A 25,091-nucleotide genomic window follows, 5' to 3' on the forward strand; every position below is an offset into this window, starting at 1 on the left:
GCGATCCGGGCATTCGAATTTTGCCTTCGTCGCCTCAGGCTTGGCGGTCAGAAAGCGCGGCGAGGCCAGCGCGCAGGGGCCGCCGCACCGCATGGAGCGAGAGCGCCCAGCCAGCAAGACCAATGGGAATGACCACGGCCAGGGTCTGCCCGGGGTTGAGGTGCCAGTGCAGCGCCACTAGGCGCGCGCCCCAGGCTAGGCCGAGCGTGGCGAGCGTGGGCCACAGCACCAGCCGCGCCAGATCGCCCAGTGCCGTACCAGCCACGGCTCGCGCCTGCCAGGCCGCCACGCCCAGGGCTAGCGCCCAGCCCAGCGCGACCAGCGTGGTGGCCAGGGCCGCCGCGATCGGACCGTGGCTGGCCAGCGCCAGCGTGAGCATGGCCGTGGCAACCGCCGCCACGGACTGTACCCACAGCACCCGATGCTGCCGATCCTCGATCACCAGCACGGCCGAGGCCACCGCAATCGGCAAGGCCGCCATGCGCGCCACGCAGAACACCGCGATGATCGGCCCTGCACCGGCCCAGGCCGGCCCCAGCATGACCGGGGCAATCTCGTCAGCGACAACGGCAAGCCCTGCCAGCGCCGGCCAGCACAGCGCGCCGAACAGCCCAGACAGCCGCAACCAGCTGCCATCGCCTGCCCTGCCCCGCGCCCGCTCTGCCGCAAGGCCGGTGGTGACCAGCAGCCCGGCCGGCTGCACGAACATATCGGCGAGCGCGGAAACCACGCGATTCCCGGCGCGATAAAGGCCCGAGGCCGCCGGCGAAAACACCGCGCCCAGCAGCAGGTCTCCGCTGTAGTTGGCCAGGAAACCGACCATGACAGAACTATACCGGCTCCAAGACCACGCCAGCACGCGCCAGGTTTCCTGCGCGGAAGGCCTGGCCAGGCGGGGAAGCACCAGAACGGCACGATAGGCGACGATGAAGATCGCCAGCCGGGCATAGACCTGCGCCACCAGCGCCCACAGGCCCCAACCCATCAGCAGCAAGACGGCAGCGCCCAGGCCAGCGGCAATTTCCGTGATCACGGTAATCGCGTAATAGCGGCGCACCTGCTGGCCGCGCAGCAGCATGGCCTCTTCCCAGCCGGCCAGAGCCGCCAGCAGGTTGGACGGGGCAAGGCAGAACAGCAGCAGGGCCACGCCCGAACCGCGAAACACGAACGGCGCGCCCAAGCCGCAGCCGCACAGCAGGAGTACCCAGCCCAGCGCGACGATGACGTTGGCGACAAGGCCCGCGCTGGCGACGGTGGCGCTGTCTGCCTCGGGCGCCTTGAGCACGTATTCGAACGGCCCGGTGTAGAGCATGGTACGCGAGAGCGTGAGGAACGCAGCGGCAATCGCGAACACGCCGAAATCGGCCGGTGCCAGGGTGCGCGTGGCCACCAGCGTTACGCCGAGCAGCGCCAACTGGCTGCTTGCCCGCGCGGCCATGGCAATCACCGCCGTGAAGCTGCCCCCGCGCCACCACGCCGCGATCCGCATAGGCAGGCCGCGGTGGACGGGGGGAGAAAAAGCCTCGTTCATCGCCGGCCTCATGCCGCGCAGGCGATCAACAGATCGAGCAACGTGCGCCCCGCGCCTGCCCAGGTATAACGGCCAGCACGGGCCAGCCCGGCCGCCACCATCGTGGCGCGCGTGTCGGCCTGTTCCAACGCGGCGATCTGATCCAGCCAGGCCGTGGGATCATCGGGATCGGCCATCAAGGCCGCCGCGCCGCACACTTCGGGCACGGCGCCACAGGGCGCGGCAATGACCGGGCAGCGGCACAACATGGCCTCAACCGGCGGCAGGCCAAACCCCTCTGTCCGCGAGGGGAAAAGCAGCGCCTGGGCGCCTTCATACAGCGCGCGCAACGCCGCATCGTCGCAGCCCCCAGCGAATACGGCATCAGCGGGGGGGCGCAGGCCCGCCGCCAGCAAGACATCGCGGCCAGGCCCAACGATGACCAGCCGGCGCGGTGGCCAACCCTGCCCGGCACGATGCGCGGCATTGGCCAGTTCGACGGCTTCGAATACCACGGCATTGTTCTTGTAGGCCTTTACGCTGCCGAACATCAGCAGGTATTCGCCCGGCGCCAGGCCCAGGCGCGGCAGGGCCGCAAGATCGGGCGCGACCTCAAGGATATGATCAGCGCCGTTGTGGACGATTTCCACGCGCCCGGCGCCGATCACGCCATATCCGGCCAGATCGCGGCGCGAATAGTCAGACACGGTGAGCACCAGGTTGCTGGACCGGGCCATGAGCGGCGCCAAGAGGCGATAGCCCATGCGCTGGCGCCAGGGATAGGAACAGTCTGGCCGGCAGAACTGCGCATCGTGCAGCATGGTAACCTTGGGCCGATGCAGCACCGGCGCCAGGTTGGCGAGGTTGACCAGCAGGCTGCCCCGCGCCAGCGCCGGCAGGCGGCGCTGCTCCCAGCTTTGGCTGGGGCCATGCACGTCTTCCTCCACCCGGATGGCCTCATAGGGATCGGCCGCCGGGCACCCGGCGGGCACGATCAGCCGCACATCGGGGCGGGCAGCGGAGGACATGGCGGCCAGCAGGCTGTCCACCTCGCGGATCAGCCGATCCGAAACGCGCCACACCCCATTGTGCTTGCCGGCGCGAAACTTGCCATTGAATGCGATCGTTCGCACCGGATCACATGCTTTCGATCTTGCGCGGATCAATCCGCCCGCGCCACAGGTCCGCCAGCGCCAGGGCATTGCCGCGCAGGCGTCCCCAGCGATCGACATGGGGCTCGGGAAACGGCGCACGCAGCAGGTTGGCCAGGACATTGCGCCACAGCAGCTTGCGCCCGAGCGGGCCGGGCATGGTGCCCTTGCGGCGCAGGTAGACGATGTTGGCCACCTGCGAATAGCCCAGGCGCCGGCCCGAGGTGCGCCCGCCCTTCACCCCCAGGTGCACGCCCGAAACCAGCCCGGTGGATACCAGCCGCCCGTGCCGGGACAGGCGCATGGTGAAATCGATGTCCTCCTGCCAGCCATACAGCGGCAGTGCCTCGTCAAAGCGCAGATTGCCGACATGGGCCATGCGTAGCGCCATGTTGCAGCCATAGAGAGCCTCGCGCGGGATGATCGCCGGATCGAGCAGCAGGGTATGCGCGGCGATCATCGCCTGGGCCTGGGCAATGCTATAGCCGCCGTGGCGCACACCATCGCCTACCAGATTGCCGGTAATCCCAGCCACATCGGGGTGGGCGAGAAACAGGCGTTCGACCGCCGCCAGGTAATCGGGCGCGGCTACGAAATCATCATCGAAGAAGATCACCACGTCGGCCCGGCCTGCGAGCAAATCGAGCGCGTGGTTGCGCTGGCGGCACAGGCCACGTTCGGCCACGGCCAGTTCGGGCGTCAGCGGGCTATCCGCGATACCGGCAAGATCGGTTGGCGCCGCGCCGACGACGATTACGCCATCGGGCTGCCGCGATTGCCCGGCAAGAAGATCGATCGTCTGGCGCGCCAGGCTGGCGCGGCCAACGGTGGCGATGGCAACATGGATTCGCAGCATGCTCTGACGCGGTCCCCCTGGTGGATTTCCCCTACGTCGTAAGACCGCGATGCAGACGGTCCACGCGCGTTGGCTCCGTTACCGAGAGACTAAGCCGCGTCGATTGTGGGGCGGGAGCCGGGCAAAATCGCCACGTCGGCGCAATTCATCGAAAAAATTGCATTTTTGCAGTGCAAGAAATCGGCTCTTCGCCTGCTACGGGTTTGCCACGCCATGGTGCCATTTCGGCATCTTCGCACCGGCAAAATCGATACCACCGGCGTTACGGCGCGGAGTTTTGCAGCCGGTCGCACCTGTGCCTCGGCCCAGCGCAACTGATGCGATCTCAACAACCCTCCGAGCCTCCCGTCAGACCGCTGTTTTTGTTTCAGTTTAACGACAGCAAAGCCGACGTGTCGGCACGCGCGCACGCCATCCGCCTTGGCTGCGCTGTCAAACCATCATCAACGTTGCAGTGCAACGCAGACCGGGTGCAGCGCAGCAAGAACCAAAGCCATCATACCTACGGCCGCCCCGTGCGACGCAACAGCGGACCTGTTGCGCTGCAATCGTGTGTAAAAACGGTGGTATTCACGGGTTTACAACCAATCGCTGCTATGAAAAGCCTATGCAGGACGGTCAGGCGGGACGGGAAAAACGCCCTTATCAACGGCCGTGTCAACAGGAGCGAAGCGGGAACAAGCTGGCCCTGAAACGCGTTTGAATTTGGTAACAGCGGTTGCTGCCGCCAAGGCCAAGAACACTGGTTAAAAGGGTTGCAGGATGTCTACTCAGTCTTTCCGCGAAGATGGTTTCGTCTCGTTCCATGATGCCCCTGCTGGCGAAGGCACCGCCGCCGCCAAGGGACTGCTGATCGGCTTGGCGTTGAGCCAGGTTTTCTGGATCGGGCTGGCGCTGATCATCTTTTGATCAGAACATAATTCACCAAGCGTTCTTGGTTGCTGTCGTTTACTTACGCGTGACGGGAGAAGCACCAGCAGGCGCTTCTCCCGTTTGCGTTTTCCATTAAACGATCAGCTTGCCCAATCCGTCAATACGCGCCGCGCGCCAGAATTACGCTCGGCACTGTCAGGATCAGGATGCGGAAATAGAGCCGCAACGAGCGGGCCCGGCGATAGAGCCGGTCACAGGCCACGCGGCGGCGATAGGTGGTATCGTGGCGGCGCGCCACCTGCCACAGGCCGGTTACCCCCGGCCGCACCGCGCAATAGGCGGCAAAATGGCGCCCATAGCGCACGACTTCGGCATCAACGATCGGCCGCGGCCCCACCAGGCTCATATCCCCACGCAGAACGTTGATGAGCTGGGGCAGTTCATCCAGGCTGCTCTTGCGCAGCAGCCGCCCAACCGCCGTGATCCGGGGATCGTTTTGCAGTTTGTGCGTCGCTTCCCATTCGGAACGCGCGGCAGGATCGGTTTCCAGGACATGGCGCAGCCGCGCATCGGCATCCACGCACATCGAGCGAAACTTGAGGCAGGCGAAGTGACGCCCCCCTGCTCCCACCCGGCGATGACGGAACAACACCGGGCCGCCATCCGAAAACCGCACCAGCGCGGCGATGGCGAGCATGAGCGGAAGAAACACGACAAGTGCGCCAAAGGCCATGATCACGTCGATCGCGCGCGTCCACGCCTCTGCTCGCGCGATACGCGGATCGGACGCAGGGTGGCGCCAGCGCGCCAGCGCTGCACGCGGCGCCGCGGAAAGATCGGGGGTGAAAGCAAGCGCCGGCCCATGCCAGGTGCCGGCGGAATTGCGGACACCCTCGGGTCGCGCAGCGACATTGTGTTGATGATTCACCTGAGCTGGTCCCCACACCGGGCGACGCCGCATATCCGGCGTCCATGGCAGGGATGATAGGAACAGCCCGCAGATGCCGTCAGCGAGCGATACAGCCGAGATGGTTCGTTAGCTGACGCAGCGACGGCGAATCACCTAGTGAAGGCGCAACATGCCCCAGATAATCAGTGCCCAGGCGAACGCCGAAGAGCCACCAATGATCGCCACCCGCAGCCACAGCGGATAAAGCGTGCCCGCTGCCTGAGCATTGCCCTGCGCCAGCGGCAACAGTTCTTGCTGCAACGCATGAACGGGTGAAAAAACAGGATCTTCCTCACCGGACACGAGCCGTGGCACCGGGGCATCATCGGCCGGTGGCGGATCGGGCAGGATGCTATGACGCGGCTGTAAAACGGGCATGGGGGATTACCTCCACCTAGGTTTTACGCCCGCCAGATTACTGCCGCCTGCGCCGGGGCATCGGGGGGTATACGTATTGCCCTCAGGAAATGCCCTTATCCGATTTGGCGATTTGACGCCGCCGGATATTCTCGAATGTGGATGCAAGTGCGCCGGGCGCCAGTCAGGCGCGGTGCGCCTCGGCCAAGGGTTCCCCCAGCACGGGATAGCCATGGCCATCGGGAATGGCCAGCCACGGCTCCCCATCGCGCATAACGGTTTGCGGCACGATCGGCACCACGGGATGGGCCGCGGCATGCTGGCTGGCCGTGGCGAAATCGTCGAACAGGGCCAGGCGTTCAAGATTGCGCCGGGTGGGAAAGATGACGCGAAGGTCACCCCGCGCGGCGGCGGCCAGCGCCTCTGCCGCGCTGGCCCAGAACAGATGGCAGTTTTCGGTACGATCCACCGCAAGGTCGACCATGCCACTGCCAAGGTCAGCCAGATAGAACCGCGTGTCGAACACGCGCCCCGGCTTCCCTCGCGGCCACCAGCGCGCCCATGGCACCAGGGCGGCGGGATCCAGCTGCCAGCCAAAGTGCGCCAGCACTGGCGCCATGCTCCCAGCCTGCGCCAAGATCGCCCGGGCCTGCTGCGCGCCCGACGCATCGAGCGCGGCGGCATCCGGCCGGGCAGGCGCCAGGCCCACGAGCAATCCGGTTTCTTCCAGCGTTTCACGCACGGCGGCCACGCGCGCGGCGGCATCATCTGCATCCAGCCCGGATGCCCAGCCAGGCCCTTGCGCGACCAAGGCATGATCGGCCGCATCCACCTTGCCACCGGGAAACACCGTGGCGCCGCCGGCAAAACGCAACTGGGCCGAACGCTCCACCAGCAGGATCTGCGCCGGCGCGCCTGCCACGCCCTTGCGAAACACGATCAGCGTGGCGGCTGGTTCTCCCAGGGCTGTGTCGGTCGGTTCAGAGGCATGGTGCGGATCGGACATCGTGCCACCATGCGGTTGCTGGTGAGCCTTGCCAAGTGCCCGCAAGAACCGTCGGCATATATTACAATTGGCCGGCGCGTCGTCGTGCGAGGGCCGCGGGCATCCCCTGAAAGATGGCCCTTCCGGAAACTGGCACGGTCTGTGCTTTGTTTTGCATACCCCGAAGACTTCTTTCTTCGAGAGGCGGAGCCGGACACCCCAAGTCTCCCCGGCTCCGCCTCCCCCGGGGTTCCCAACACCGCATGATACAACGAAAAAACGCGGCCTCCCGATCGGGAAACCGCGTTGTTCAGCAGGTTGCGCCCCGGCCATCGCATGCCGGGAGCGGCACCTTCAGGCCGGCTTTACCTCGGCCTCTTCCATCAGTTGGGCCAGTTCGCCCGCTTCGTACATTTCCATCATGATGTCCGAACCGCCAACGAACTCACCCTTCACATAGAGCTGGGGAATCGTGGGCCAATCGGAATAGGACTTAATGCCCTGGCGGATTTCCATGTCCTGCAAGACATCGACGCTGGCATATTCCACGCCGAGGTGTTCGAGGATCGCCACGGCACGGCTGGAAAAGCCGCATTGCGGGAACAGCGGCGTACCCTTCATGAACAGGACAACGTCGTTGCCCTTGACGATTTCGTCGATGCGCTGCTCGGTAGACATGGTGGGATGAATTCCTTTCGGCCCCTTATTTGGGGGCAGCGGTGGTCAGTTGCAAGGCATGAAGCACGCCGCCCATGCGGCCACCGAGTGCGGCATAGACCGCCTTGTGCTGCGCCACACGGCTCATCCCGGCAAAGGCGGGCGAAACGACATGGGCGGCATAGTGATCGCCATCCCCAGCGAGATCAGTGATGGTCACGTCTGCATCGGGCAGAGCGGCGCGGATCATCGCTTCAATCTCGGCAGCGGCCATCGCCATCAGACTTCGCCCATCAGCTGGCGGCGCGCGTCAACGGCCTTGGCATCGAGTGCGGTGCGGATTTCTTCCTCGCTGACATCGACGCCAGCAGCGATCAGATCGCCCAGCAGCTTGCGCACCACGTCTTCGTCACCGGCTTCCTCGAAATCGGTATGAACCACGGACTTGGCATAGGCTTCCGCCTCGGCCTGGGTCAGCTTCATGCGCTCGGCAGCCCACTGCCCCAGCAAACGGTTGCGACGGGCATGCACGCGGAACAGCATTTCCTCGTCGTGGGCGAACTTGGCTTCGAACGCGCGCTCGCGATCATCGAACATGGTCATTGTGGTCGATCCCGTTGTGGTCCCACCTTTGCGGATAGTCAGCCACTGCCCGCCCTGCAAGGGGAACCTATGGCGCCGGCGGCGATGGCACCAGCGGTTGGGGTGACAAGCCGGTATAGGCCGCCAGGAACGCCAGCACATCGGCGCCGCCAGCGATCACCTTGTCCACGCTCTTGCCGCCGCCATGGCCCGCGCCCTGCTCCACCCGCAACAGATGCGGCAGCGGGCCGATATCGGCCGCCTGCAGCGCGGCGGCATATTTGAAGCTGTGCGCGGGCACGACGCGATCATCGGTATCGGCCGTGGTCACCAGGATAGCGGGATAGCGCACGCCCTCGCGAATATTGTGATAGGGCGAATAGGCGCGCAGCACCTGCCAATCGGCAGCACGGCCAGGATTGCCATAGTCATCCATCCAGAACCGGCCGGCCGTGAACTGGTCAAAGCGCAGCATGTCCATCACCCCGACATCGGGGTTGGCCGCGGCAAACAGATCGGGCCGCTGATTGACCACCGCGCCCACCAGCAGGCCGCCGTTCGAGCTGCCCTGGATTGCCAGGCCACCCTTGGGCGTGATGCCCTGGGCGATAAGATATTCGCCCGCCGCGATAAAATCGTCGAAGCTGTTCTGCTTGGCCCCGAGCCGGCCGCCATCGTGCCAGGCCTCGCCAAATTCGCCGCCGCCGCGAATATTGGCGAGGGCAAAGGCGCCACCGGCGGCAATCCACGCCATACGCACCGGCGACCACCCCGGCGTGAGAGCGACATCGAACCCGCCATAGCCATAGAGCAGCGTGGGCAGCGCCTGGCCCGCCACGGCGGCGCGGCGGCTGCGCACCAGATAGAGCGGCACCATCGTGCCATCCTTGGAGCGATAGCGGCGCTGTTCCACCACATAGTCTGCCGGATCGAACGCCAGGCGCGGCTGGGCAAACGGTGTCGCCTGCCCGGTTTTCAGATTAAGGCGAAAGATCGTGGGCGGCAGGTTGAAGCTGGAAAACTGGTAGAACGTCTCGTTGTCACCCGGCCGCCCGGCAAAGCCCGACGCGACGCCGATGCCATTGAGTGTGATCGCCCGCGCCGGCTTGCCGCGCAGATCGGTGACCACGGCGGTGGTGGCGCCATCGTGCTGATAGGACAGGATCAACCGGTCCCCCACCACATTGCCGCCGGACAGGCTCTGGCTGCGTTCGGGCACAATCACCCGCCAGCGCGGCGCGGCGCCGGTCAGATCAAGTTCGGCGACCATGCCATTGGGCGCACCGGAATTGGTGATGAACCACAACCGATCGCCCAGCCCCTCGATCGGCTTCCATTCATGAGCGAAATCGGTAACGAGCGGCAGCACGCGCCAATCGCCGCGGCGCCAGCCATCGCCGCGCAGATCGACCAGGTGCACCATGCGCCGGGCATCGGTGCTGGCCTCGGTGGTGATGACCGCCCAGCGGCCGTCCGAGGTGACAAAGGCCTTGTGCCCCCATTCGGGATGATCGGGCGTGGCAAAGATCAGTTCATCGGCCGCTTGCGGCGTGCCCACGCGGTGAAACCACACCGCCTTGCCCGCCAGCACCGCGCGATAGGCCTGCCCCTGGGCCGGCGCGGGATAGCGCGAATAGAGGAAGCCCTCGTCGCCCAGCCACCCGATCAGCGTATCGTTGGCCCACTCCAGGCGATCATCGAGCATGTGGCCATTGCGCGCGTCGACCACGCCCAGCGTGCGCCAATCACTGCCATCGCGCTGGCGGCCGAACGCCAGAAAGCGCCCGCTGCGCGAAGGCACCCACAGGTCCAGCGCTTCTGTCCCATCGCCCGACCAGCCATTGGGATCGATCAGCAGGCGCGGCGTGCCGCGCTCGCCGTCCTGCACATAGAGCAGAGACTGGTTCTGCAGGCCGGTGTTGCGCAAGTAGAAGTAGCTGTGCCCTGCCTTGCGCGGCAAGGACACGCGCGGATAATCGAGCAAGCTGCGGATGCGCGCGGCAAAATCGGCGCGGCCCGGCAAAGCCTTGAGGAACGCGCCGCTCAGGCGGCTTTCGCGCGCCACCCAGTCTGCCACCTCCGGGCTGGTGCGCAGATCGGCTTCGAGCCAGCGCCACGGATCGGCCACGGCCTGGCCAAACGGCTTGTCGACCACCGCGTCGCGCCGCGCCAGGGGATAGAGTTCACGGGGCAGGATCAGGCTGGCCCCCGGGGCCATGGCGGGGGTTAGCGGGGTTTGGCTGGAGGTGCCGGCATGCTCACTGCGGACAACGTCAACCGCGCCTTCCACGGCGCCATCGGCCAAGGGCGCAGGGGCAGGCGCAGCGGCGGCGGTGGCTTGGCCACCACCCGCCACCAGCCCGGCCAGCGTTCCCGCCAGCAGCGCCTTGCGCCATCCTGTCCCAAACCTTGTCATTGTTCGAGAATCTCTAGCACCGGCACAGCGCGGGCGCCAGAGATTGCACCGTCAAAGATAGACTTCAGGGGCGCGGCGTCAGCCCGGTGAAATGGGCCAGGAACGCCTGCACATCGGCAGTTTCCTCGATCTGCTTGTCGATCGGCTTGCCCGAACCATGGCCGGCGCGCGTCTCGATGCGGATCAGGTGCGGCTTGGGCCCGATCGCGGCGGTCTGCAGCGCCGCAGTATATTTGAAGCTGTGCCCCGGCACGACGCGATCGTCGGTGTCGGCCGTGGTTACGAGGATGGCGGGATAGTCCACGCCCGAGCGCACGTTGTGATAGGGGGAATAGCGGCGCAGCACGCGCCAATCGGCTTCCTTTTCGGGATAGCCATAGTCATCCACCCAATAGCGCCCGGCGGTGAACTGGTCGAAGCGCAGCATGTCCATCACGCCCACGGCAGGGCTGGCCGCCGCAAACAGATCGGGCCGCTGGTTGGTCACCGCGCCGATCAGCAGGCCACCGTTGGAGCCACCCTCGATCGCCAGGCCGTGGCGCGGCGTCACGCCATTGGCGATCAGCCATTCGCCCGCGGCAATGAAATCGTCGAAGACGTTCTGCTTCTTGTCGCGCCGGCCGGCATCGTGCCACGCATCGCCATATTCGCCGCCGCCGCGCAGGTTGGCCAGGGCAAAGGCGCCGCCGCTGTCGATCCAGGTAATGAAACCGGCGGAAAACCATGGGGTAAGCGCCACATTGAAGCCGCCATAGCCATAGAGCAGCGTGGGCAGCGGCCCCTGGGCATCCTTGCGGCGCACGATGAACATCGGCACCTTGGTGCCATCCTTGCTGGGATAGAACACCTGCTCCACCCGGAAATCGGCGGGATCGAAGGTCAGGTGCACCGGCTCCCACGGGGTGGTTTTCGCCGTGGCGGGATCGAGCGCCAGCACCGTGGCAGGCTGGGTAAAGCTGCTGAACGAGAGATAGGCATGGCGATCGCCGGCCTGGCCGCTCAGGCCCGAGGCGCTGCCGATGCCGGGCAGGCTGACTGCACCGGCCGGCTTGCCATCAAGATCGAACGCCAGGACCTGGCTCTTGGCATCGTGGATATAGCTGGCGAACAGGCGGTTGCCGGCAATGCCGACGGATTCGAGGTTGTCCTTGCTTTCGGGCACCACGGTATCGAAGCGCGGCGTGCTGCCCGAAAGATCGACCCGCACGATCTTCTTGAGCGGGGCGCCGTCGCCCGAAACGAACCACAGCTGATCGCCCACGCCATCGACGAAATCCCACTGCGCCTTGAGATCGGGGATCAGTGCGGTAACCGGGCCGATTTTGCCGTTGGTGACGCGCGCAACGTGCACGGTGTTGATCGGATCGGTGCCCTCGCTGCTGGTGATCACCACCCAGCGCCCATCGCTCGAAACGCTGGCGCCGTGGCCGCGCTTGGGCAGATCGGGCGTCGCGAACACCGGCTGATCGGCGCTTTGCGGCGTGCCCAGGCGGTGGAGCCACACAGTCTGGTTATAGTTCAGCGCCTGGAAGGCCTGGCCCGCCTTGGGTTCGGCAAAGCGGGAATAGAGCAGCGCATCGTTGCCCAGCCAGGCCAGGCTGGAAAACTTCACCCACTTGAGTTCGTCGGCCAGCGGCTTGCCATCGACCACGCCAACAAACTTCACCGTCCGCCAATCCGAACCGCCATCCTGCACCGAATAGGCCAGCAGGCGCCCGTCATCCGATGGCGCCCAGGCATCGAGCGCGGTGGCGCCATCCTTGGCCCAGGTATTGGGATCGAGCAGCACGCGCCCCTTGGTGCCCACCGGCGCATCGGCAGGGCGCACCAGCAGCTGAGACTGGTTCATCAAGCCGCTGTTCCAGCTGTAGAAGACCGAAGCGCCACGGCGCTGCGGCAGGCCAAACCGTTCGTAATCGATCAGCGCCTTCATCCGCTTTTCCAGCGCCGCGCGTTCGGGCAGCTGCTTGAGATAGGCTGCGGTATAGGCGCTTTGCGCCTGGACCCAGGCCGCCACCTTGGCATCGGTGCGCACGTCGGCTTCCAGCCAGCGCCAGGGATCGGACACCTTTTCACCGAAATGGTCCTCCACCAGCGGCACTTGCGGGCTGGCGGGATAGGGCGGCAGTGACGGCATGGCCTGGTCCTTGGCAAGGGTGGGCGGCGTCTGGGCAAACGCAACCGGGGTGGCAAGCGCAAGCGGGGCGGCCATGGCCAGCCACAAGCGGTTCTTCATTGCGATATCCTGACAAGACGGGGGGTGGTTTCGCCAGAAACTACCGCAGGATCGCCCCAGTGCAACAGACTTTGCAACGATCAGGAATAGCGGCCCAGCATCGGCGGGCGATGCAGGCACTGGGCAAAGCGGAACGGCCGCACTGTCAGAGGTGGCACTGTGCCTGCTGCGGGATGATCGGCGTTCATCAGGATGACGTCGGCCTCTGGCAGCACGGCCGATCGCACGGCCAGCAGCAGCGACCGCGCTGCGCCTGCCCAGGCATCGACAAACGCGATCGTGGCGGCGCGGTCAAGCCCATCCGGCAAGCGTTCGGGCATGGCGGCAATCTCGGTCCAGCCCAGATCGAACGGCGTTTCACAAGTTTCAGCGGGCTCTGCCAGATAGCGTTGCTGTACCAGCACGGCGAGGCCCGCCTCGCTGGCAAAATGCACGATGCGGTGCCCGGGCGAACAATAGCGCCCGCCAAAGCGCAGCGTTCCTGCCCCGTCCAACGCGTGTTCCCCGGCCTTGACCAGACGCCATACGATCATGGGGCCGTTCTATGCCGGAGCCAGCGGGCGGGCAAGCCTATCACAACGCACGAAAAACGGGCGGAGCCTTGCGGCCCCGCCCGTGATCCGGTTCGTCCGATGGTAGGGCGCGATGCCCCGCCCGATCAGGCGTTTTCGAGTTCGTCTTCGTCGGCAGTCAGCACCGGACCCGAATCGAGGCCCTTGGCCGACGTGTCACGGTCCACCAGTTCGATCACGGCGATCGGGGCAGCGTCCGAGGCGCGGTAGCCGGCCTTGATGATGCGAGTATAGCCACCTTCACGGTCGGCGTAGCGCGCGGCCAGAACTTCGAACAGCTTCTTTTCCTGCGCTTCGTCAAGCAGACGGGCGTGGGCAAGGCGGCGGTTCGACAGGCCACCATGCTTGGCCAGCGTGATCAGCTTTTCGACGTAGGGACGCAGTTCCTTCGCCTTGGGCGTGGTGGTGGTGATCTGCTCGTGCTTGATCAGCGCGGCGGCCAGATTGCGCAGCAGCGCAATACGGTGCGACGAGGTACGACCCAGCTTACGCTGGCCCAGCTTATGACGCATAACTCATTCTCCGTTTGTAGGGGGGCCGTGTGAGGTACCCCGATCCAGGCCGACTTGAGGGGCAGCCCGTTCCCTTTGATGCGAGGTTGCAGCGCTGTGCTGCGGCCAGGCCGGTACGGAAAAGCGTTCCGTGCCGGCCCTGCCCACCCAATCAGCCGAGCAGTTCCTGCTCGAGCTTCTTGGCCATTTCCTCAATGTTTTCCGGCGGCCAGCCAGGGATGTCCATGCCGAGGCGCAGACCCATCGACGAGAGCACTTCCTTGATCTCGTTGAGCGACTTGCGGCCGAAGTTCGGCGTGCGGAGCATCTCGGCCTCGGTCTTCTGGACCAGGTCGCCGATATAGATGATGTTGTCGTTCTTCAGGCAGTTGGCCGAACGCACCGACAGTTCCAGCTCGTCCACCTTCTTGAGGAGGTAGCGGTTGAGCTGGTTGGCGTCGCTTTCTTCCGGCGCATGGGCGGCAACGCCGGCCAGCGACGGCACGTGGCCGGTCGGCACCTGATCGTCGAAGTGGACGAACAGCGCCAGCTGGTCCTGAAGGATGCGCGCAGCATAAGCCACGGCGTCTTCCGGGGTGACGGTGCCATCGGTTTCGACCGAAAGGCTGAGCTTGTCGTAGTCAAGCTCCTGACCGATGCGGGCGTTGTCCACCTTGTAGGACACCTGACGCACGGGCGAGTAAAGCGAGTCCACCGGGATCAGACCGATCGGTGCATCCACCGGGCGGTTCGACACGGCCGGGACATAGCCCTTGCCGGTGTCGCAGGTGAGTTCCATGTTGAAGGTCGCGCCTTCATCCAGATGGCAGATCACCAGATCCTTGTTCATCACCTCAATGTCGCCGGTCACGGCGATATCGCCGGCCTTGACTTCGCCCGGCCCGATCGCGGAAAGCTGAAGACGCTTGGGGCCTTCGCCCTGCATCTTGAGCGCGATCTGCTTGACGTTGAGCACGATGTCGGTGACGTCTTCACGCACGCCGGCAAGCGACGAGAATTCGTGCAGCACGTTCTCGATCTTGATCGACGTAACCGCAGCCCCCTGAAGCGAAGAGAGCAGCACCCGGCGCAGCGCATTGCCGAGGGTAAGACCAAAGCCACGCTCAAGCGGTTCGGCAACGAAAGTCGCGCGACGCTTCGGATCGTGACCGGGCTTGATGTCGAGATTGTTGGGCTTCTTCAGTTCCTGCCAGTTCTTGATGTTGACAGTCATGGAATTCCCCTAGGGTTTTTCGAGAGCGCCGGCAGTCGGCCAGAAGGAAGCCGCAACCGGTCAAGATATTGGGCGGGTGTGGCGCGCGTGGTACCTCGCGCGCCACTCGCCAAAAGGCAGGTCAGACGCGACGGCGCTTGGAAGGACGCACGCCGTTGTGCGGGATCGGGGTCACATCGCGGATCGCAGTGATGGTGAAACCCACCGCCTGCAGAGCGCGCAGGGCGCTTTCGCGGCCCGAACCCGGACCCTTCACTTCCACTTCAAGGGTGCGCACGCCGTGTTCGGCGGCCTTCTTGCCGGCGTCGTCCGCAGCCACCTGAGCGGCGTACGGGGTCGACTTGCGGCTGCCCTTGAAGCCCATCATGCCGGCAGACGACCACGAAATGGCGTTGCCCTGGGCATCGGTGATGGTGATCATGGTGTTGTTGAAGCTGGCGTTAACGTGCGCAACACCGCTGGTGATGTTCTTGCGCTCGCGGCGCTTAATGCGCTGAGGTTCGCGTGCCATGTGCTGAATTCCTGTCGAGAAACCGTTGGGAAGATCTAAAGCCTCAAAGGCCTGATCTTACTTCTTCTTGCCGGCGATCGGCTTGGCCTTGCCCTTGCGGGTGCGCGCATTGGTGTGCGTGCGCTGGCCACGAACCGGAAGACCCTTGCGGTGGCGCAGGCCACGGTAGCAGGCCAGGTCCATCAGGCGCTTGATGTTCATCGCGGTTTCGCGACGCAGATCGCCTTCCACGGTGTGTTCAGCGTCGATCGCTTCACGGATCTGGAGCACTTCGGCGTCCGACAGATCCTGAACGCGACGGGCGTGATCGATGCCGAGCTTGTCGGCGATCTGGCGGGCCTTGAACGAGCCAATGCCATGAATGTAGGTCAGCGCCACGATCACGCGCTTGTTGGTGGGGATATTGACCCCGGCAATACGAGCCACTTGTTTCTCCGTTTGCTCCACAGAGCGCCGAATCGAAATTGGCGCCCTATCTCATCGCGACAACACCCACCGAAAAACGCCAAATTGCAGCCCGCGCAAGCACTTGCCCCGGACTTCAAATGACCCTTCTCGTTCGAGTGAAAGGCGCGCTTAAGCTTTTTGCAGGGAAAGGTCAACCACAAAGGGCACGTTCCCCACGCAGACGGGTGAACGTGCGGCCCTCCATGAGCACGGGGACCAGCTTTGGTGACACCATCCTTATACGCCACAAGCGCCGCGTCGCAAAGCACGATTCGCGTGCGGGCGTGATCCCGCCCGTGCCGTGCCGGCACGTCTTGTCAGTGATCGCTGCCCGGCCCCATGGCAGCGTCGAATGCGGCCTGCGCGTCCTTTTGCGCGGTCGCCTCATCACGCGGCGGCGCCGCAGTTGGCTGGGCCGCAGGCTTGGGCTTGGCGGGCGCGGGCTTGGCCGGAGTGGCCCTGGCCGGCGCCGGCTTTTTGGCGGACTTGGCCGCTGCCGCCTTGCCTGGTGCGGCCTTGGCCACAGCCGGCTTGGCCGAAGGGGCCCTGGCCGCTGCTGGCGCGGGGGTGTCGTCGGAAACGACCAAACCATCATCGTCGGAGACCGCCGGCGCCGTCGTGCGGCTACGCGCCGGCCCCGGCGGCAAGCTGGGCAGACCACGCAGGGTGCCGAGCGGACGGCTGCTGACCGGCGCGCCATCGGGGTCGAGCGACGGGCCCTGCGGTGCGTTGCGCGAGACCGGCGCCGAGTCGCCGTTGTCAGAACGGTCAGCCGGGGCCTTGGGGGTAATGATCGGCACGGCGCCATCGCCGGCCAGCGCGCCGCCCAGCTTGTCGGCCAGGCCGGCGATCTGCTGCCCCAGCATGCGATCGACCGCCGGTGCGATCTGATCCATGCGATAGCGCATGTAACCGCCCACGACATATTCGATGAGAATGCGCGTACCGCGATCACCCGCCTTCAGCGTGATCGTCATGGAGCCGAGCACGGCCTCGCTTTGCAACGGCCCCAGCGCGCCGGTCATGCGCAGCGCGCGCCCTGGCTCGACATAGACCACGCGCATGTGCTGGACGCCGCCGGCCAGGGCCCCTGCCCCGCCTTGCTTGCTCGCCGGCAGCTTTTCACAGAAACAGCCGCCCGGCACCGGATCGAGCGTCAGGTTCGCCGCTTCCCCGGAAAAGGTGTGCTCGCTCAACCACCAGGTCGCCGGCTTGACCAGTGTGCGCCAGGCCTCGGCTGTAGAAGCGCCAACGTCGACTGTCTGGCGAATGACAAAGCCGTTGTCATCGCGCGCAACAATCTCGGCCTTGGCGGGCACGGCCGAAGCCGCGTTGCCCGCCAAGGCGGCGAAAAGCAGCCCCGCGACCCTGCTTGAAAGCCGTGATCGCACTGGGCACACTCCTTTTCGCCGCAACGTTGCCAAGCTTCCCACGATAGTCGGAAAGCCTGGGTGCTTTAAGCCAGAATCGCCTCGATCGAGGCGGTCACGGCATCCATGTCCGCCATGCCGTCCACGCGCGCCACGATGCCGCGCGCTTCATAGATCGGCAAAATCGGCGCCGTCTTAGCACGATACTCGGCCATGCGCGTGCGCACGGTTTCCTCGTTGTCGTCAGGACGGCGCTTGAATTCGTGGCCACCGCACTTGTCGCAGGTGCCAGCAACCTTGGGCTGCTCGAACGTGTCGTGATAGCCCTTGCCACAGGTGGCGCAGGTATAGCGGCCGGTAATCCGCTCGACCAAGGCGTCTTCGTTCACATCCAACTCGATCACGTGATCCAGCTTGCGGCCACGGCTGGCGAGGATCGCATCAAGCGATTCGGCCTGCGCGGCAGTGCGCGGATAACCATCGAAGATAGCCCCGGTACCGGCGCCCATAGCATCGAGTTCGTCACCGATCAGCGCCGAGACGATCTCGTCAGAGACCAGCTGGCCCGCTTCCATCACGGCCTTGGCCTTGAGGCCAACCGGCGTGCCGGCCTTGACGGCGGCGCGCAGCATATCGCCGGTGGAAAGCTGCTTGAGGCCATGGCGTTCGACCAGGCGTTGGGCCTGGGTGCCCTTGCCAGCGCCCGGCGGGCCGAGAAGAATGATATTCACTTTGGCAGTCCCCCTCTTCGACACCTGCGCGATCAGCGCAGTCGGCCCTTCAGCTTGGCCTTTTTGATCAGGTCGCCATACTGGTGCGCCAGCAGGTGCGACTGGATCTGGGTGATCGTATCAACCGTGACGTTGACCACAATCAGCAAGCTGGTGCCACCGAAGAACAGCGTGCCCATCCCTGTCTCGGACATGATCCATTCCGGAATGACGCAGACGAAGGTGATATAGGCCGCGCCCAGCACGGTGATGCGCGTCAGCACATAGTCGAGATACTTCTCGGTGTTCTTGCCGGGGCGGATGCCGGGGATGAAGCCGCCATTGCGCTTGAGGTTCTCAGCCGTTTCTTCCGGGTTGAACACCACGGCGGTGTAGAAAAAGCTGAAGAACACGATGCCCAGGGCATAGAGCAGCATATACAGCGGCTTGCCGTGGCCCAGGTACTGGTTGAGGCCGATGATGATCTTGCCCGAGGTCGTATCGGGCGAGATCGACTTGCCGGCGAACTGGGTAATGGTCAGCGGCAGCAGCAGCAGCGAGCTGGCAAAGATCGGCGGGATCACGCCGGCGGTGTTGAGCTTGAGCGGCAGGTGGCTGCGATCGGCGGCCATCATGCCGCGCTGCGTCGCGCGCTTGGGATACTGGATCAGCAAGCGGCGCGTGGCGCGTTCGAAGAAGCAGATCAGCACGACGACGCCGAGGATCAGCGCGATCACGCCCGCAATCACGAAGCCATTGAGCTGACCCGAGCGACCCTGTTCGAACAGGTTGCCGACGAACTTGGGCATCTGCGCGACGATACCGGCCATGATGATCAGCGAGGTGCCATTGCCGATGCCGCGCGCGGTGATCTGTTCACCCAGCCACAGCAGGAACATGGTGCCACCGATCAGGCTGATCACAGCGGTAACGCGGAACAGGAAGCCGGGCAGCACAACCGCCTGGATGCCGCTCGACGCACCATAGGCTTCAAGCCCGGTAGCGATGGCATAGCCCTGCACCGCGGTAAGGAACACGGCGCCATAGCGGGTGTACTGGTTGAGCTTCTTGCGGCCGCTTTCGCCTTCCTTCTTGAGGGCGGCGAGCGCGGGGTGAAGCGAGGCGGCCAGCTGCACCACGATCGAGGCCGTGATGTAGGGCATCACGCCCAGAGCGATGAGGCTCATGCGCTGGAGCGAACCGCCGGAAAAGGCGTTGAAGATATCCAGGATCCCGCCGCGCGTCTGATTGTAGAGCGTTTCGAGGATCAGCGGGTTCACGCCGGGCAACGGCACGAAGCTCAAGAAGCGGAACACGATCAGCGCACCGACCGTGAACCAGATGCGGTTCTTCAGTTCGGTCGCCTTCGAGAAGTTCGACAGGTTGAGATTGCTGGCGATGTTATCGGCGCGGGATGCCATGGTCGGGTATCAAGCCTTGCTGTGGCCCGCTCTGGCCGACGCCCGATCCCGAAATTCGCTTTCGGATATGTCAGGCCTCGCCCGGCGGGCTGCGCGTCAATATGGTGCGTTCAATACTGTACGGGCCATATAGGACGGGCGCAGGGATGCAATAACCCCCGCGCCCGTTTTACGCGATAATTAAAAGGTCTCAGGCTTCGGCGGCAGCCTTGGTCACGGCCACTTCAACCGCGCCACCCAGCTTTTCCACCGCGGCCACGGCACCCTTGGAGGCGCCAGCAACCTTGAAGCTGACCTTGGTGGTCAGTTCGCCCTTGGCGAGCAGGCGCACGCCGTGCTTGCCGCCACGGGCAAGACCAGCAGCCTTGAGCGCGGCGTGATCGACCACGCCCGACACGTCGAGCTTGCCAGCGTCGATGAACTTCTGGATCATGCCAAGGTTCACTTCGGCATAGTCCTTGGCGAAGATGTTGTTGAAGCCGCGCTTCGGGATGCGCATGTGCAGCGGCATCTGGCCGCCTTCAAACCCGTTGATCGAAACGCCCGAGCGCGCCTTGGCACCCTTCTGGCCGCGGCCAGCGGTCTTGCCCTTGCCCGAGCCGATGCCACGGCCCACGCGCATGCGGCCCTTGCGGGCGCCGCCATTGTCGGAAATCTGGTTAAGCTTCATGAGATGCACTCGCTTTCGCTTTGAGTCGCGCTGATAGGAAGAGGCGCCCTTAGTGGGTTGGGGCCAGCTTGTCACCCCCTGAGGACGAGTCTTGATCGGATTGCAGCTCGCTAGCGCTAGCGCCCTTCGACAGGCTCAGGGCGAACGGGGTGGGAATTTGGTGCGATTGCCGTTCGGGCTGAGCTTGTCGAAGCCCCTTCCCCCGGAACGCCAAACGAAAAGCCCCGCGCACCAGACGATGCGCGGGGCTTTTCTGAAAGCTCTGCTCAGAGGGCTATGGTCAGTCGACCACGGCCACCATGTGCGGCAGCTTGGCAATGGCGCCACGGGTTTCAGCGGTATCTTCCACTTCAACCACGCGGTTCATCTTGCCCAAGCCCAGGCCGATCAGAATCTTCTTCTGATGTTCCGGGCGACGAATCGGCGAACCGATCTGCTTGATCTTGATCGTAGCCATGACCGATTACTCCGCGATGGCTTCGGCAGCGGCTTCGGCTTCGACCTGCGAAGCACCACCACGACCGAGCAGATCAGCGACCTTCTTGCCGCGACGCTGGGCAACAGACTTCGGCGAAGTCTGGTCCTGCAGCGCGTCGAAGGTGGCGCGGATCATGTTGTACGGGTTCGAAGTGCCGACCGACTTGGTCACCACGTCGTGCACGCCCAGGCTTTCGAAGACGGCGCGCATCGGGCCGCCCGCGATGATGCCCGTACCGGCCGGGGCCGAACGCACATTGACCTTGCCTGCACCGAAACGGCCCTTGCCGTCGTGGTGAAGGGTGCGGCCTTCCTTGAGCGGAACGCGAACCATCTTCTTCTTGGCAGAAGCAGTGGCCTTGGTGATGGCTTCCGGCACTTCGCGGGCCTTGCCGTGACCGAAGCCAACGCGACCCTTGCCATCGCCGACCACGACCAGAGCCGCAAAGCCGAAGCGCTTGCCGCCCTTCACGGTCTTGGAGACGCGGTTGATGTGAACGAGCTTTTCGATCAGCTCTTCACCCTGGTCCTCGTCATTGTTGTTGCGGCCACGACGGTCGTCGCGACGGCCACGGCCGCCACGTTCACCGCGTTCGCCACGCTCGCCGCCACGGCCACGACCGCGACCGCGACCTTCGCGCTGCTCGCCACCGGTCTGTTCGACGGGGGCAGCGGCATCGCCCTGCAGGTTGGTTTCGTCAGCCATGATCAGAACTCCAGGCCGCCTTCACGGGCAGCATCAGCCAGCGCCTTGACGCGGCCATGGAACAGGTAACCGCCACGGTCGAAGACGACGGTGGTGACACCGGCTTCCTTGGCCCGTTCGGCGATCTGCTTGCCCACCAGGACAGCAGCGTCGACATTGGCGCCGATCGACTTCTCGCCCTTCACCAGCGAGGAAGCGGCGGCCAGGGTACGGCCGGCAGCATCGTCGATGATCTGCGCGTAGATGTGACGGCCCGTGCGATGCACGGAGAGACGCGGACGACCGCCAGCACGTGCCTTGAGGGCAGTGCGGACGCGGCGACGGCGGCGATCGAAGAGAGACAGCTTGGCCATTACTTCTTCTTCCCTTCCTTGCGGAAGATGAACTCGCCACGGTACTTGATACCCTTGCCCTTGTAGGGTTCGGGCTTGCGCCAGCGGCGAATTTCGGCCGCAACCTGGCCGACCTTCTGCTTGTCGATACCCGAGATTTCGACCGTGGTGTTATCCGGGGTCTTGATCTCGATGCCTTCCGGCACGGCGAAATCGACGTCGTGGCTGTAGCCGAGCTGCAACTTCAGGTTCTTGCCCTGAGAATTGGCACGGTAGCCGACGCCGGTGATCAGAAGGACCTTGGTATAGCCTTCGGTCACGCCGGTAACGAGGTTGGAAACGAGCGTGCGCTGCATGCCCCAGAACGCGCGAGCGCGCTTGGTATCGTTGGCAGGCTGCACCGAGATCGCACCGTCTTCGACGGCATAGTTGATCTCGTCGACGAGCGAGAGCGTGAGAGTGCCCTTGGGGCCCTTCACGGTCAGCACGCCGTTCGCGATGTCAGCGGTGACGCCACTCGGGATCGCCACCGGCCTTTTGCCGATGCGGCTCATCAGAACACCTCCGCCAGCACTTCGCCACCGACGTTGGCAGCACGTGCTTCGGCATCCGAAAGCACGCCCTTCGGCGTCGAGACGATGGTGATGCCCAGGCCATTGCGCACAACCGGGAGTTCCTTGGAACCCGAGTAGACGCGACGGCCAGGCTTGGAGACGCGGGCCACATGCTTGATCGCGGGCTGGCCTTCGAAGTACTTCAGCTCGATGCGCAGCTGCGGGTGAACGCCAGTGGCGTCTTCGCTGAAGCCACGGATATAACCTTCGCGCTGAAGAACTTCGAGAACGTGTGCACGCAGCTTGGAAGCGGGCGAGAGGACCGAGTCCTTCTTCGCCTGCTGGCCATTGCGGATGCGGGTGAGCATGTCACCCAGGGGGTCGGTCAATGCCATCGTAGAGGCTCCTTACCAGCTCGACTTCGTCACGCCGGGGATGAGCCCCTTGTTGGCGAGATCGCGCAGTTCGATGCGGCAGAGACCGAACTTGCGGTAGTAGCCACGCGGGCGGCCGGTGGTGTTGCAACGGTTGCGGACACGCGTGGGATTCGCGTTACGCGGCAGCTCGGCCATCTTCAGACGGGCAATGAGGCGCTCGGTTTCTTCGAGCGATTCATCGTCGGCCTGGGCCTTGAGCGCAGCGTACTTGGCCGCAAACTTTTCAACGAGCTTCTTACGACGCTCGTTCTTGTTGATCGAACTCAGTTTCGCCATGGACTTAAGCTCTTTCCTATGACTGGCTTCAGGCGGCCTGCGCCTGTTCGGCGGCTTCCTGCGGGAACGGGAAACCGAACAGGCGAAGCAATTCACGTGCCTCGTCGTCGGTCTTGGCGGTGGTGGTCACGATGATGTCGAGACCGCGCACCTTGTCGATCTGATCGTAGCTGATCTCAGGGAAAATGATCTGTTCCTTGAGACCCATCGCATAGTTGCCACGGCCGTCAAACGACTTCGGGTTCAGGCCCCGGAAGTCGCGAATGCGGGGCATTGCGATGGTGATCAGGCGGTCAAGGAATTCGTACATGCGTTCACGGCGCAGGGTAACCTTGCAACCGATCGGCATGCCTTCGCGCAGCTTGAACTGCGCGATCGACTTCTTGGCCTTGGTGATCACCGGCTTCTGGCCAGCGATCAGTTCCATTTCGGCTGCAGCGGTCTGGACCTTCTTCTTGTCCTGGCTCGCTTCGCCAACGCCCATGTTCAGCGTGATCTTGTCGATCCGCGGAATTTCCATGTCGTTCTTGTAGCCGAACTTCGCCTTCATCGCGGCTGCGATTTCAGCGTCGTACTTGCCCTTGAGGCGCGGAGTGTACTTGTCAGCCATCGATGGCCTCCCCGGACTTGACGGCCACGCGAACCTTCTTGCCATCGCGGGTTTCGAAGCGGACGCGGGTGGGCTTGCCATCCTTGTCGGCCACGGCAACCTTCGAGATGTGCATCGGCGCTTCAAAGCGATCGATGCCACCCTGCGGGTTCTGCTGGCTGGGCTTGCGGTGACGGGCAGCGACGTTCACGCCGGCCACGATGACCTTGTCTTCCTTGGGAAGAACCTGGAGGACGGTGCCGGTACGGCCCTTGTCCTTGCCCGTGCGAACGACGACGTTATCGCCCTTCTTGATCTTGGCGGCAGCCATTACAGCACCTCCGGGGCAAGAGAGATGATCTTCATGAAGCCCTTGCCGCGCAGTTCGCGCACCACGGGGCCGAAGATACGGGTGCCGATGGGCTCTTCGTTCTTGCCGACGAGCACGGCGGCGTTGCCGTCGAAGCGGATCACGCTGCCATCGGGACGACGAACGTCCTTCTTGGTGCGCACGATAACCGCGCGATGGACGTCGCCCTTCTTGACACGGGCGCGGGGCTGCGCCTCCTTCACCGACACCACGATGATGTCGCCGACGCTTGCGGTACGACGCTTAGACCCGCCCAGCACCTTGATGCACTGGACGCGCTTAGCGCCGCTGTTGTCCGCGACGTCGAGATTGGATTGCATCTGGATCATTGATCCGGTTCCTTCTCACTGGCTTGCCGGAACCAGTCCGGCAGTTCCAAAAACGTGACGCTCCCTAAGACCGAGAACGGACGTTTTGTCAAACGTCCGCTTCGATCGCGGCGGTCTTACCAGCCAGAACCCGGTCGATAACCTTCCAGGTCTTGAGCTTGGAGTAGGGCGAGGTCTCTTCGATCCGCACCGTCTCGCCGGTCTTGAAGGCATTCGCCTCATCGTGGGCGTGATACTTCTTCGAGCGACGGATGATCTTCCCGTACAGCGGGTGCTTCACCTTGCGCTCGACCTTCACGACCACGGTCTTGTCGGTCTTGTCGGAAACCACGGTCCCGATCAGGATACGCTTGGGCATCGTGTGTCTCCTTAAGCCTTGGCAGTGCGAGCACGCTCGCCCTGCAAGGTCTTGATCCGCGCGATGTCGCGGCGCACTTCCTTGATGCGCGCCGGACGCTCCAGCTGGCTGGTCGCCGCCTGGAAGCGCAGGTTGAACTGTTCGCGCTTCAGCTCGGCGAGGTCAGCAGTAAGCTGGTCGTCGCTCTTGACGCGGAGGTCTTCGAACTTAGCCATCATTCCTACTCCTTACTCGCCACCAAGGTGCGAGGTATCGCCGAGGCGAGCCACAACCTTGGTCTTGATCGGCAGCTTCATCGCAGCGCGGCTGAAAGCTTCGGCGGCCAGGGGGCCGGCGACGCCGTCGAGCTCGAACAGGATCTTGCCGGGCTTCACGCGGGCAGCCCAGTATTCCACCGAACCCTTGCCCTTACCCTGACGGACTTCTGCCGGCTTCTTGGTCACCGGAAGGTCAGGGAAGATGCGGATCCAGAGACGGCCCTGGCGCTTGATGTGGCGGGTGATCGCGCGGCGAGCCGCTTCGATCTGACGAGCGGTGACCCGCTCCGGTTCCATGGCCTTGAGGCCATAGGAGCCGAAGTTGAGGTCGGTGCCGCCCTTGGCGTTGCCGTGGAGACGGCCCTTGAACGCCTTGCGGAACTTGGTCTTCTTGGGTTGCAGCATGGT

33 protein-coding genes are annotated in these 25,091 nt (G+C 64.4%); 1 reads left to right on the top strand and 32 read right to left on the bottom strand.

Annotated elements, in window-relative coordinates; all coding sequences use genetic code 11:
• Positions 1-34: 34 nt before the first annotated feature.
• Genes C8K14_RS04145 through C8K14_RS04155 form a run of 3 tightly spaced genes read right to left on the bottom strand, consistent with a single transcriptional unit; the run spans position 35 to position 3,517 of the window.
• Entirely contained in the window at positions 35-1,531 is a 1,497-nt protein-coding gene (locus C8K14_RS04145) for an oligosaccharide flippase family protein (RefSeq protein ID WP_158271864.1), read from the bottom strand.
• An 8-nt stretch (positions 1,532-1,539) separates the two neighbouring features.
• A complete protein-coding gene (locus C8K14_RS04150) occupies positions 1,540-2,643 on the bottom strand; it encodes a glycosyltransferase family 1 protein (RefSeq protein WP_107715827.1) in 1,104 nt (367 codons plus the stop codon).
• 4 nt (positions 2,644-2,647) lie between these two features.
• Positions 2,648-3,517 carry a glycosyltransferase family 2 protein gene (locus C8K14_RS04155; protein WP_107715828.1) on the bottom strand — a complete coding sequence of 290 codons (870 nt, stop codon included), beginning with the start codon at positions 3,515-3,517 and terminating at the stop codon, positions 2,648-2,650.
• A 762-nt stretch (positions 3,518-4,279) separates the two neighbouring features.
• Here C8K14_RS04155 and C8K14_RS22565 point away from each other — a divergent pair.
• The gene (locus C8K14_RS22565; RefSeq protein ID WP_022675087.1) at positions 4,280-4,426 is read left to right on the top strand and encodes a hypothetical protein; all 147 of its coding nucleotides are present in this window, start codon (positions 4,280-4,282) and stop codon (positions 4,424-4,426) included.
• Positions 4,427-4,547: 121 nt separating this feature from the next.
• On the opposite strand, the gene C8K14_RS04160 is transcribed toward C8K14_RS22565, so the two are convergent.
• The 29 genes from C8K14_RS04160 to rplP all read right to left on the bottom strand — a co-directional run bounded on the left by C8K14_RS04160 (position 4,548) and on the right by rplP (position 25,088).
• The gene (locus C8K14_RS04160; protein ID WP_231627511.1) at positions 4,548-5,318 is read right to left on the bottom strand and encodes a sugar transferase; all 771 of its coding nucleotides are present in this window, start codon (positions 5,316-5,318) and stop codon (positions 4,548-4,550) included.
• Positions 5,319-5,453: 135 nt separating this feature from the next.
• Positions 5,454-5,717 (bottom strand): hypothetical protein, encoded by a 264-nt coding sequence (locus C8K14_RS22330; protein ID WP_133726934.1) that lies wholly within the window; start codon positions 5,715-5,717, stop codon positions 5,454-5,456.
• Positions 5,718-5,880: 163 nt separating this feature from the next.
• Positions 5,881-6,702, bottom strand: a complete 822-nt coding sequence (locus tag C8K14_RS04165) for an NUDIX domain-containing protein (RefSeq protein ID WP_199223687.1) — start codon at positions 6,700-6,702, stop codon at positions 5,881-5,883.
• A gap of 333 nt (positions 6,703-7,035) precedes the next feature.
• On the bottom strand, positions 7,036-7,359 hold the full coding sequence (grxD, locus tag C8K14_RS04170) for a Grx4 family monothiol glutaredoxin (RefSeq protein WP_022675083.1): 324 nt from the start codon (positions 7,357-7,359) through the stop codon (positions 7,036-7,038).
• 25 nt (positions 7,360-7,384) lie between these two features.
• Entirely contained in the window at positions 7,385-7,618 is a 234-nt protein-coding gene (locus C8K14_RS04175; RefSeq protein WP_022675082.1) for a BolA/IbaG family iron-sulfur metabolism protein, read from the bottom strand.
• Positions 7,618-7,941 carry a DUF1476 domain-containing protein gene (locus C8K14_RS04180; RefSeq protein WP_022675081.1) on the bottom strand — a complete coding sequence of 108 codons (324 nt, stop codon included), beginning with the start codon at positions 7,939-7,941 and terminating at the stop codon, positions 7,618-7,620. Before C8K14_RS04180 ends, C8K14_RS04175 begins: the two co-directional genes overlap by 1 nt.
• 67 nt (positions 7,942-8,008) lie before the next feature.
• Complete coding sequence (locus C8K14_RS04185) at positions 8,009-10,336, bottom strand: prolyl oligopeptidase family protein (protein ID WP_233250897.1); 2,328 nt, start codon at positions 10,334-10,336, stop codon at positions 8,009-8,011.
• 64 nt (positions 10,337-10,400) lie between these two features.
• Entirely contained in the window at positions 10,401-12,572 is a 2,172-nt protein-coding gene (locus C8K14_RS04190) for a prolyl oligopeptidase family protein (protein WP_233250898.1), read from the bottom strand.
• 80 nt (positions 12,573-12,652) lie between these two features.
• Complete coding sequence (locus tag C8K14_RS04195) at positions 12,653-13,105, bottom strand: RES family NAD+ phosphorylase (RefSeq protein WP_107715829.1); 453 nt, start codon at positions 13,103-13,105, stop codon at positions 12,653-12,655.
• A 125-nt stretch (positions 13,106-13,230) separates the two neighbouring features.
• The gene (rplQ, locus tag C8K14_RS04200; protein WP_022675077.1) at positions 13,231-13,656 is read right to left on the bottom strand and encodes a 50S ribosomal protein L17; all 426 of its coding nucleotides are present in this window, start codon (positions 13,654-13,656) and stop codon (positions 13,231-13,233) included.
• 151 nt (positions 13,657-13,807) lie between these two features.
• Complete coding sequence (locus C8K14_RS04205; protein WP_022675076.1) at positions 13,808-14,869, bottom strand: DNA-directed RNA polymerase subunit alpha; 1,062 nt, start codon at positions 14,867-14,869, stop codon at positions 13,808-13,810.
• 121 nt (positions 14,870-14,990) lie between these two features.
• On the bottom strand, positions 14,991-15,380 hold the full coding sequence (gene rpsK / locus C8K14_RS04210; RefSeq protein WP_008065643.1) for a 30S ribosomal protein S11: 390 nt from the start codon (positions 15,378-15,380) through the stop codon (positions 14,991-14,993).
• Between the two features lie 57 nt (positions 15,381-15,437).
• Entirely contained in the window at positions 15,438-15,806 is a 369-nt protein-coding gene (gene rpsM, locus C8K14_RS04215) for a 30S ribosomal protein S13 (RefSeq protein WP_022675075.1), read from the bottom strand.
• 338 nt (positions 15,807-16,144) lie between these two features.
• Positions 16,145-17,170: an SRPBCC domain-containing protein gene (locus C8K14_RS04220; RefSeq protein ID WP_199223688.1), complete on the bottom strand. Its 1,026-nt coding sequence runs from the start codon at positions 17,168-17,170 to the stop codon at positions 16,145-16,147.
• A 113-nt stretch (positions 17,171-17,283) separates the two neighbouring features.
• Positions 17,284-17,928 carry an adenylate kinase gene (locus C8K14_RS04225; RefSeq protein ID WP_022675042.1) on the bottom strand — a complete coding sequence of 215 codons (645 nt, stop codon included), beginning with the start codon at positions 17,926-17,928 and terminating at the stop codon, positions 17,284-17,286.
• 32 nt (positions 17,929-17,960) lie between these two features.
• Entirely contained in the window at positions 17,961-19,328 is a 1,368-nt protein-coding gene (gene secY, locus C8K14_RS04230) for a preprotein translocase subunit SecY (protein ID WP_022675043.1), read from the bottom strand.
• 190 nt (positions 19,329-19,518) lie between these two features.
• Complete coding sequence (gene rplO / locus C8K14_RS04235; RefSeq protein ID WP_054130539.1) at positions 19,519-19,998, bottom strand: 50S ribosomal protein L15; 480 nt, start codon at positions 19,996-19,998, stop codon at positions 19,519-19,521.
• Between the two features lie 280 nt (positions 19,999-20,278).
• Positions 20,279-20,455 carry a 50S ribosomal protein L30 gene (gene rpmD / locus C8K14_RS04240; protein ID WP_022675045.1) on the bottom strand — a complete coding sequence of 59 codons (177 nt, stop codon included), beginning with the start codon at positions 20,453-20,455 and terminating at the stop codon, positions 20,279-20,281.
• 6 nt (positions 20,456-20,461) lie between these two features.
• Complete coding sequence (gene rpsE, locus C8K14_RS04245; protein ID WP_022675046.1) at positions 20,462-21,181, bottom strand: 30S ribosomal protein S5; 720 nt, start codon at positions 21,179-21,181, stop codon at positions 20,462-20,464.
• 2 nt (positions 21,182-21,183) lie between these two features.
• Entirely contained in the window at positions 21,184-21,534 is a 351-nt protein-coding gene (gene rplR / locus C8K14_RS04250; RefSeq protein ID WP_022675047.1) for a 50S ribosomal protein L18, read from the bottom strand.
• Positions 21,534-22,067, bottom strand: coding sequence for a 50S ribosomal protein L6 (rplF, locus tag C8K14_RS04255; protein ID WP_054130540.1), 534 nt, complete (start codon positions 22,065-22,067; stop codon positions 21,534-21,536). Before rplF ends, rplR begins: the two co-directional genes overlap by 1 nt.
• The gene (gene rpsH / locus C8K14_RS04260; protein WP_022675049.1) at positions 22,067-22,462 is read right to left on the bottom strand and encodes a 30S ribosomal protein S8; all 396 of its coding nucleotides are present in this window, start codon (positions 22,460-22,462) and stop codon (positions 22,067-22,069) included. The genes rplF and rpsH overlap by 1 nt, the downstream gene beginning before the upstream one ends.
• A gap of 12 nt (positions 22,463-22,474) precedes the next feature.
• Entirely contained in the window at positions 22,475-22,780 is a 306-nt protein-coding gene (rpsN, locus tag C8K14_RS04265) for a 30S ribosomal protein S14 (RefSeq protein WP_022675050.1), read from the bottom strand.
• Positions 22,781-22,808: 28 nt separating this feature from the next.
• Positions 22,809-23,390, bottom strand: coding sequence for a 50S ribosomal protein L5 (gene rplE / locus C8K14_RS04270; RefSeq protein ID WP_022675051.1), 582 nt, complete (start codon positions 23,388-23,390; stop codon positions 22,809-22,811).
• A complete protein-coding gene (rplX, locus tag C8K14_RS04275; RefSeq protein WP_022675052.1) occupies positions 23,383-23,700 on the bottom strand; it encodes a 50S ribosomal protein L24 in 318 nt (105 codons plus the stop codon). Before rplX ends, rplE begins: the two co-directional genes overlap by 8 nt.
• Positions 23,700-24,068 carry a 50S ribosomal protein L14 gene (gene rplN, locus C8K14_RS04280; RefSeq protein WP_022675053.1) on the bottom strand — a complete coding sequence of 123 codons (369 nt, stop codon included), beginning with the start codon at positions 24,066-24,068 and terminating at the stop codon, positions 23,700-23,702. The genes rplX and rplN overlap by 1 nt, the downstream gene beginning before the upstream one ends.
• Before the next feature lie 88 nt (positions 24,069-24,156).
• Positions 24,157-24,426, bottom strand: coding sequence for a 30S ribosomal protein S17 (gene rpsQ, locus C8K14_RS04285; RefSeq protein WP_022675054.1), 270 nt, complete (start codon positions 24,424-24,426; stop codon positions 24,157-24,159).
• Positions 24,427-24,437: 11 nt separating this feature from the next.
• Positions 24,438-24,644: a 50S ribosomal protein L29 gene (rpmC, locus tag C8K14_RS04290; RefSeq protein WP_022675055.1), complete on the bottom strand. Its 207-nt coding sequence runs from the start codon at positions 24,642-24,644 to the stop codon at positions 24,438-24,440.
• 9 nt (positions 24,645-24,653) lie between these two features.
• Positions 24,654-25,088, bottom strand: coding sequence for a 50S ribosomal protein L16 (rplP, locus tag C8K14_RS04295; RefSeq protein WP_022675056.1), 435 nt, complete (start codon positions 25,086-25,088; stop codon positions 24,654-24,656).
• Positions 25,089-25,091: the final 3 nt, after the last annotated feature.

It is taken from the genome of Novosphingobium sp. GV079 (assembly GCF_003058045.1).
GTDB classification, from domain to species: Bacteria; Pseudomonadota; Alphaproteobacteria; order Sphingomonadales; family Sphingomonadaceae; genus Novosphingobium; species Novosphingobium capsulatum.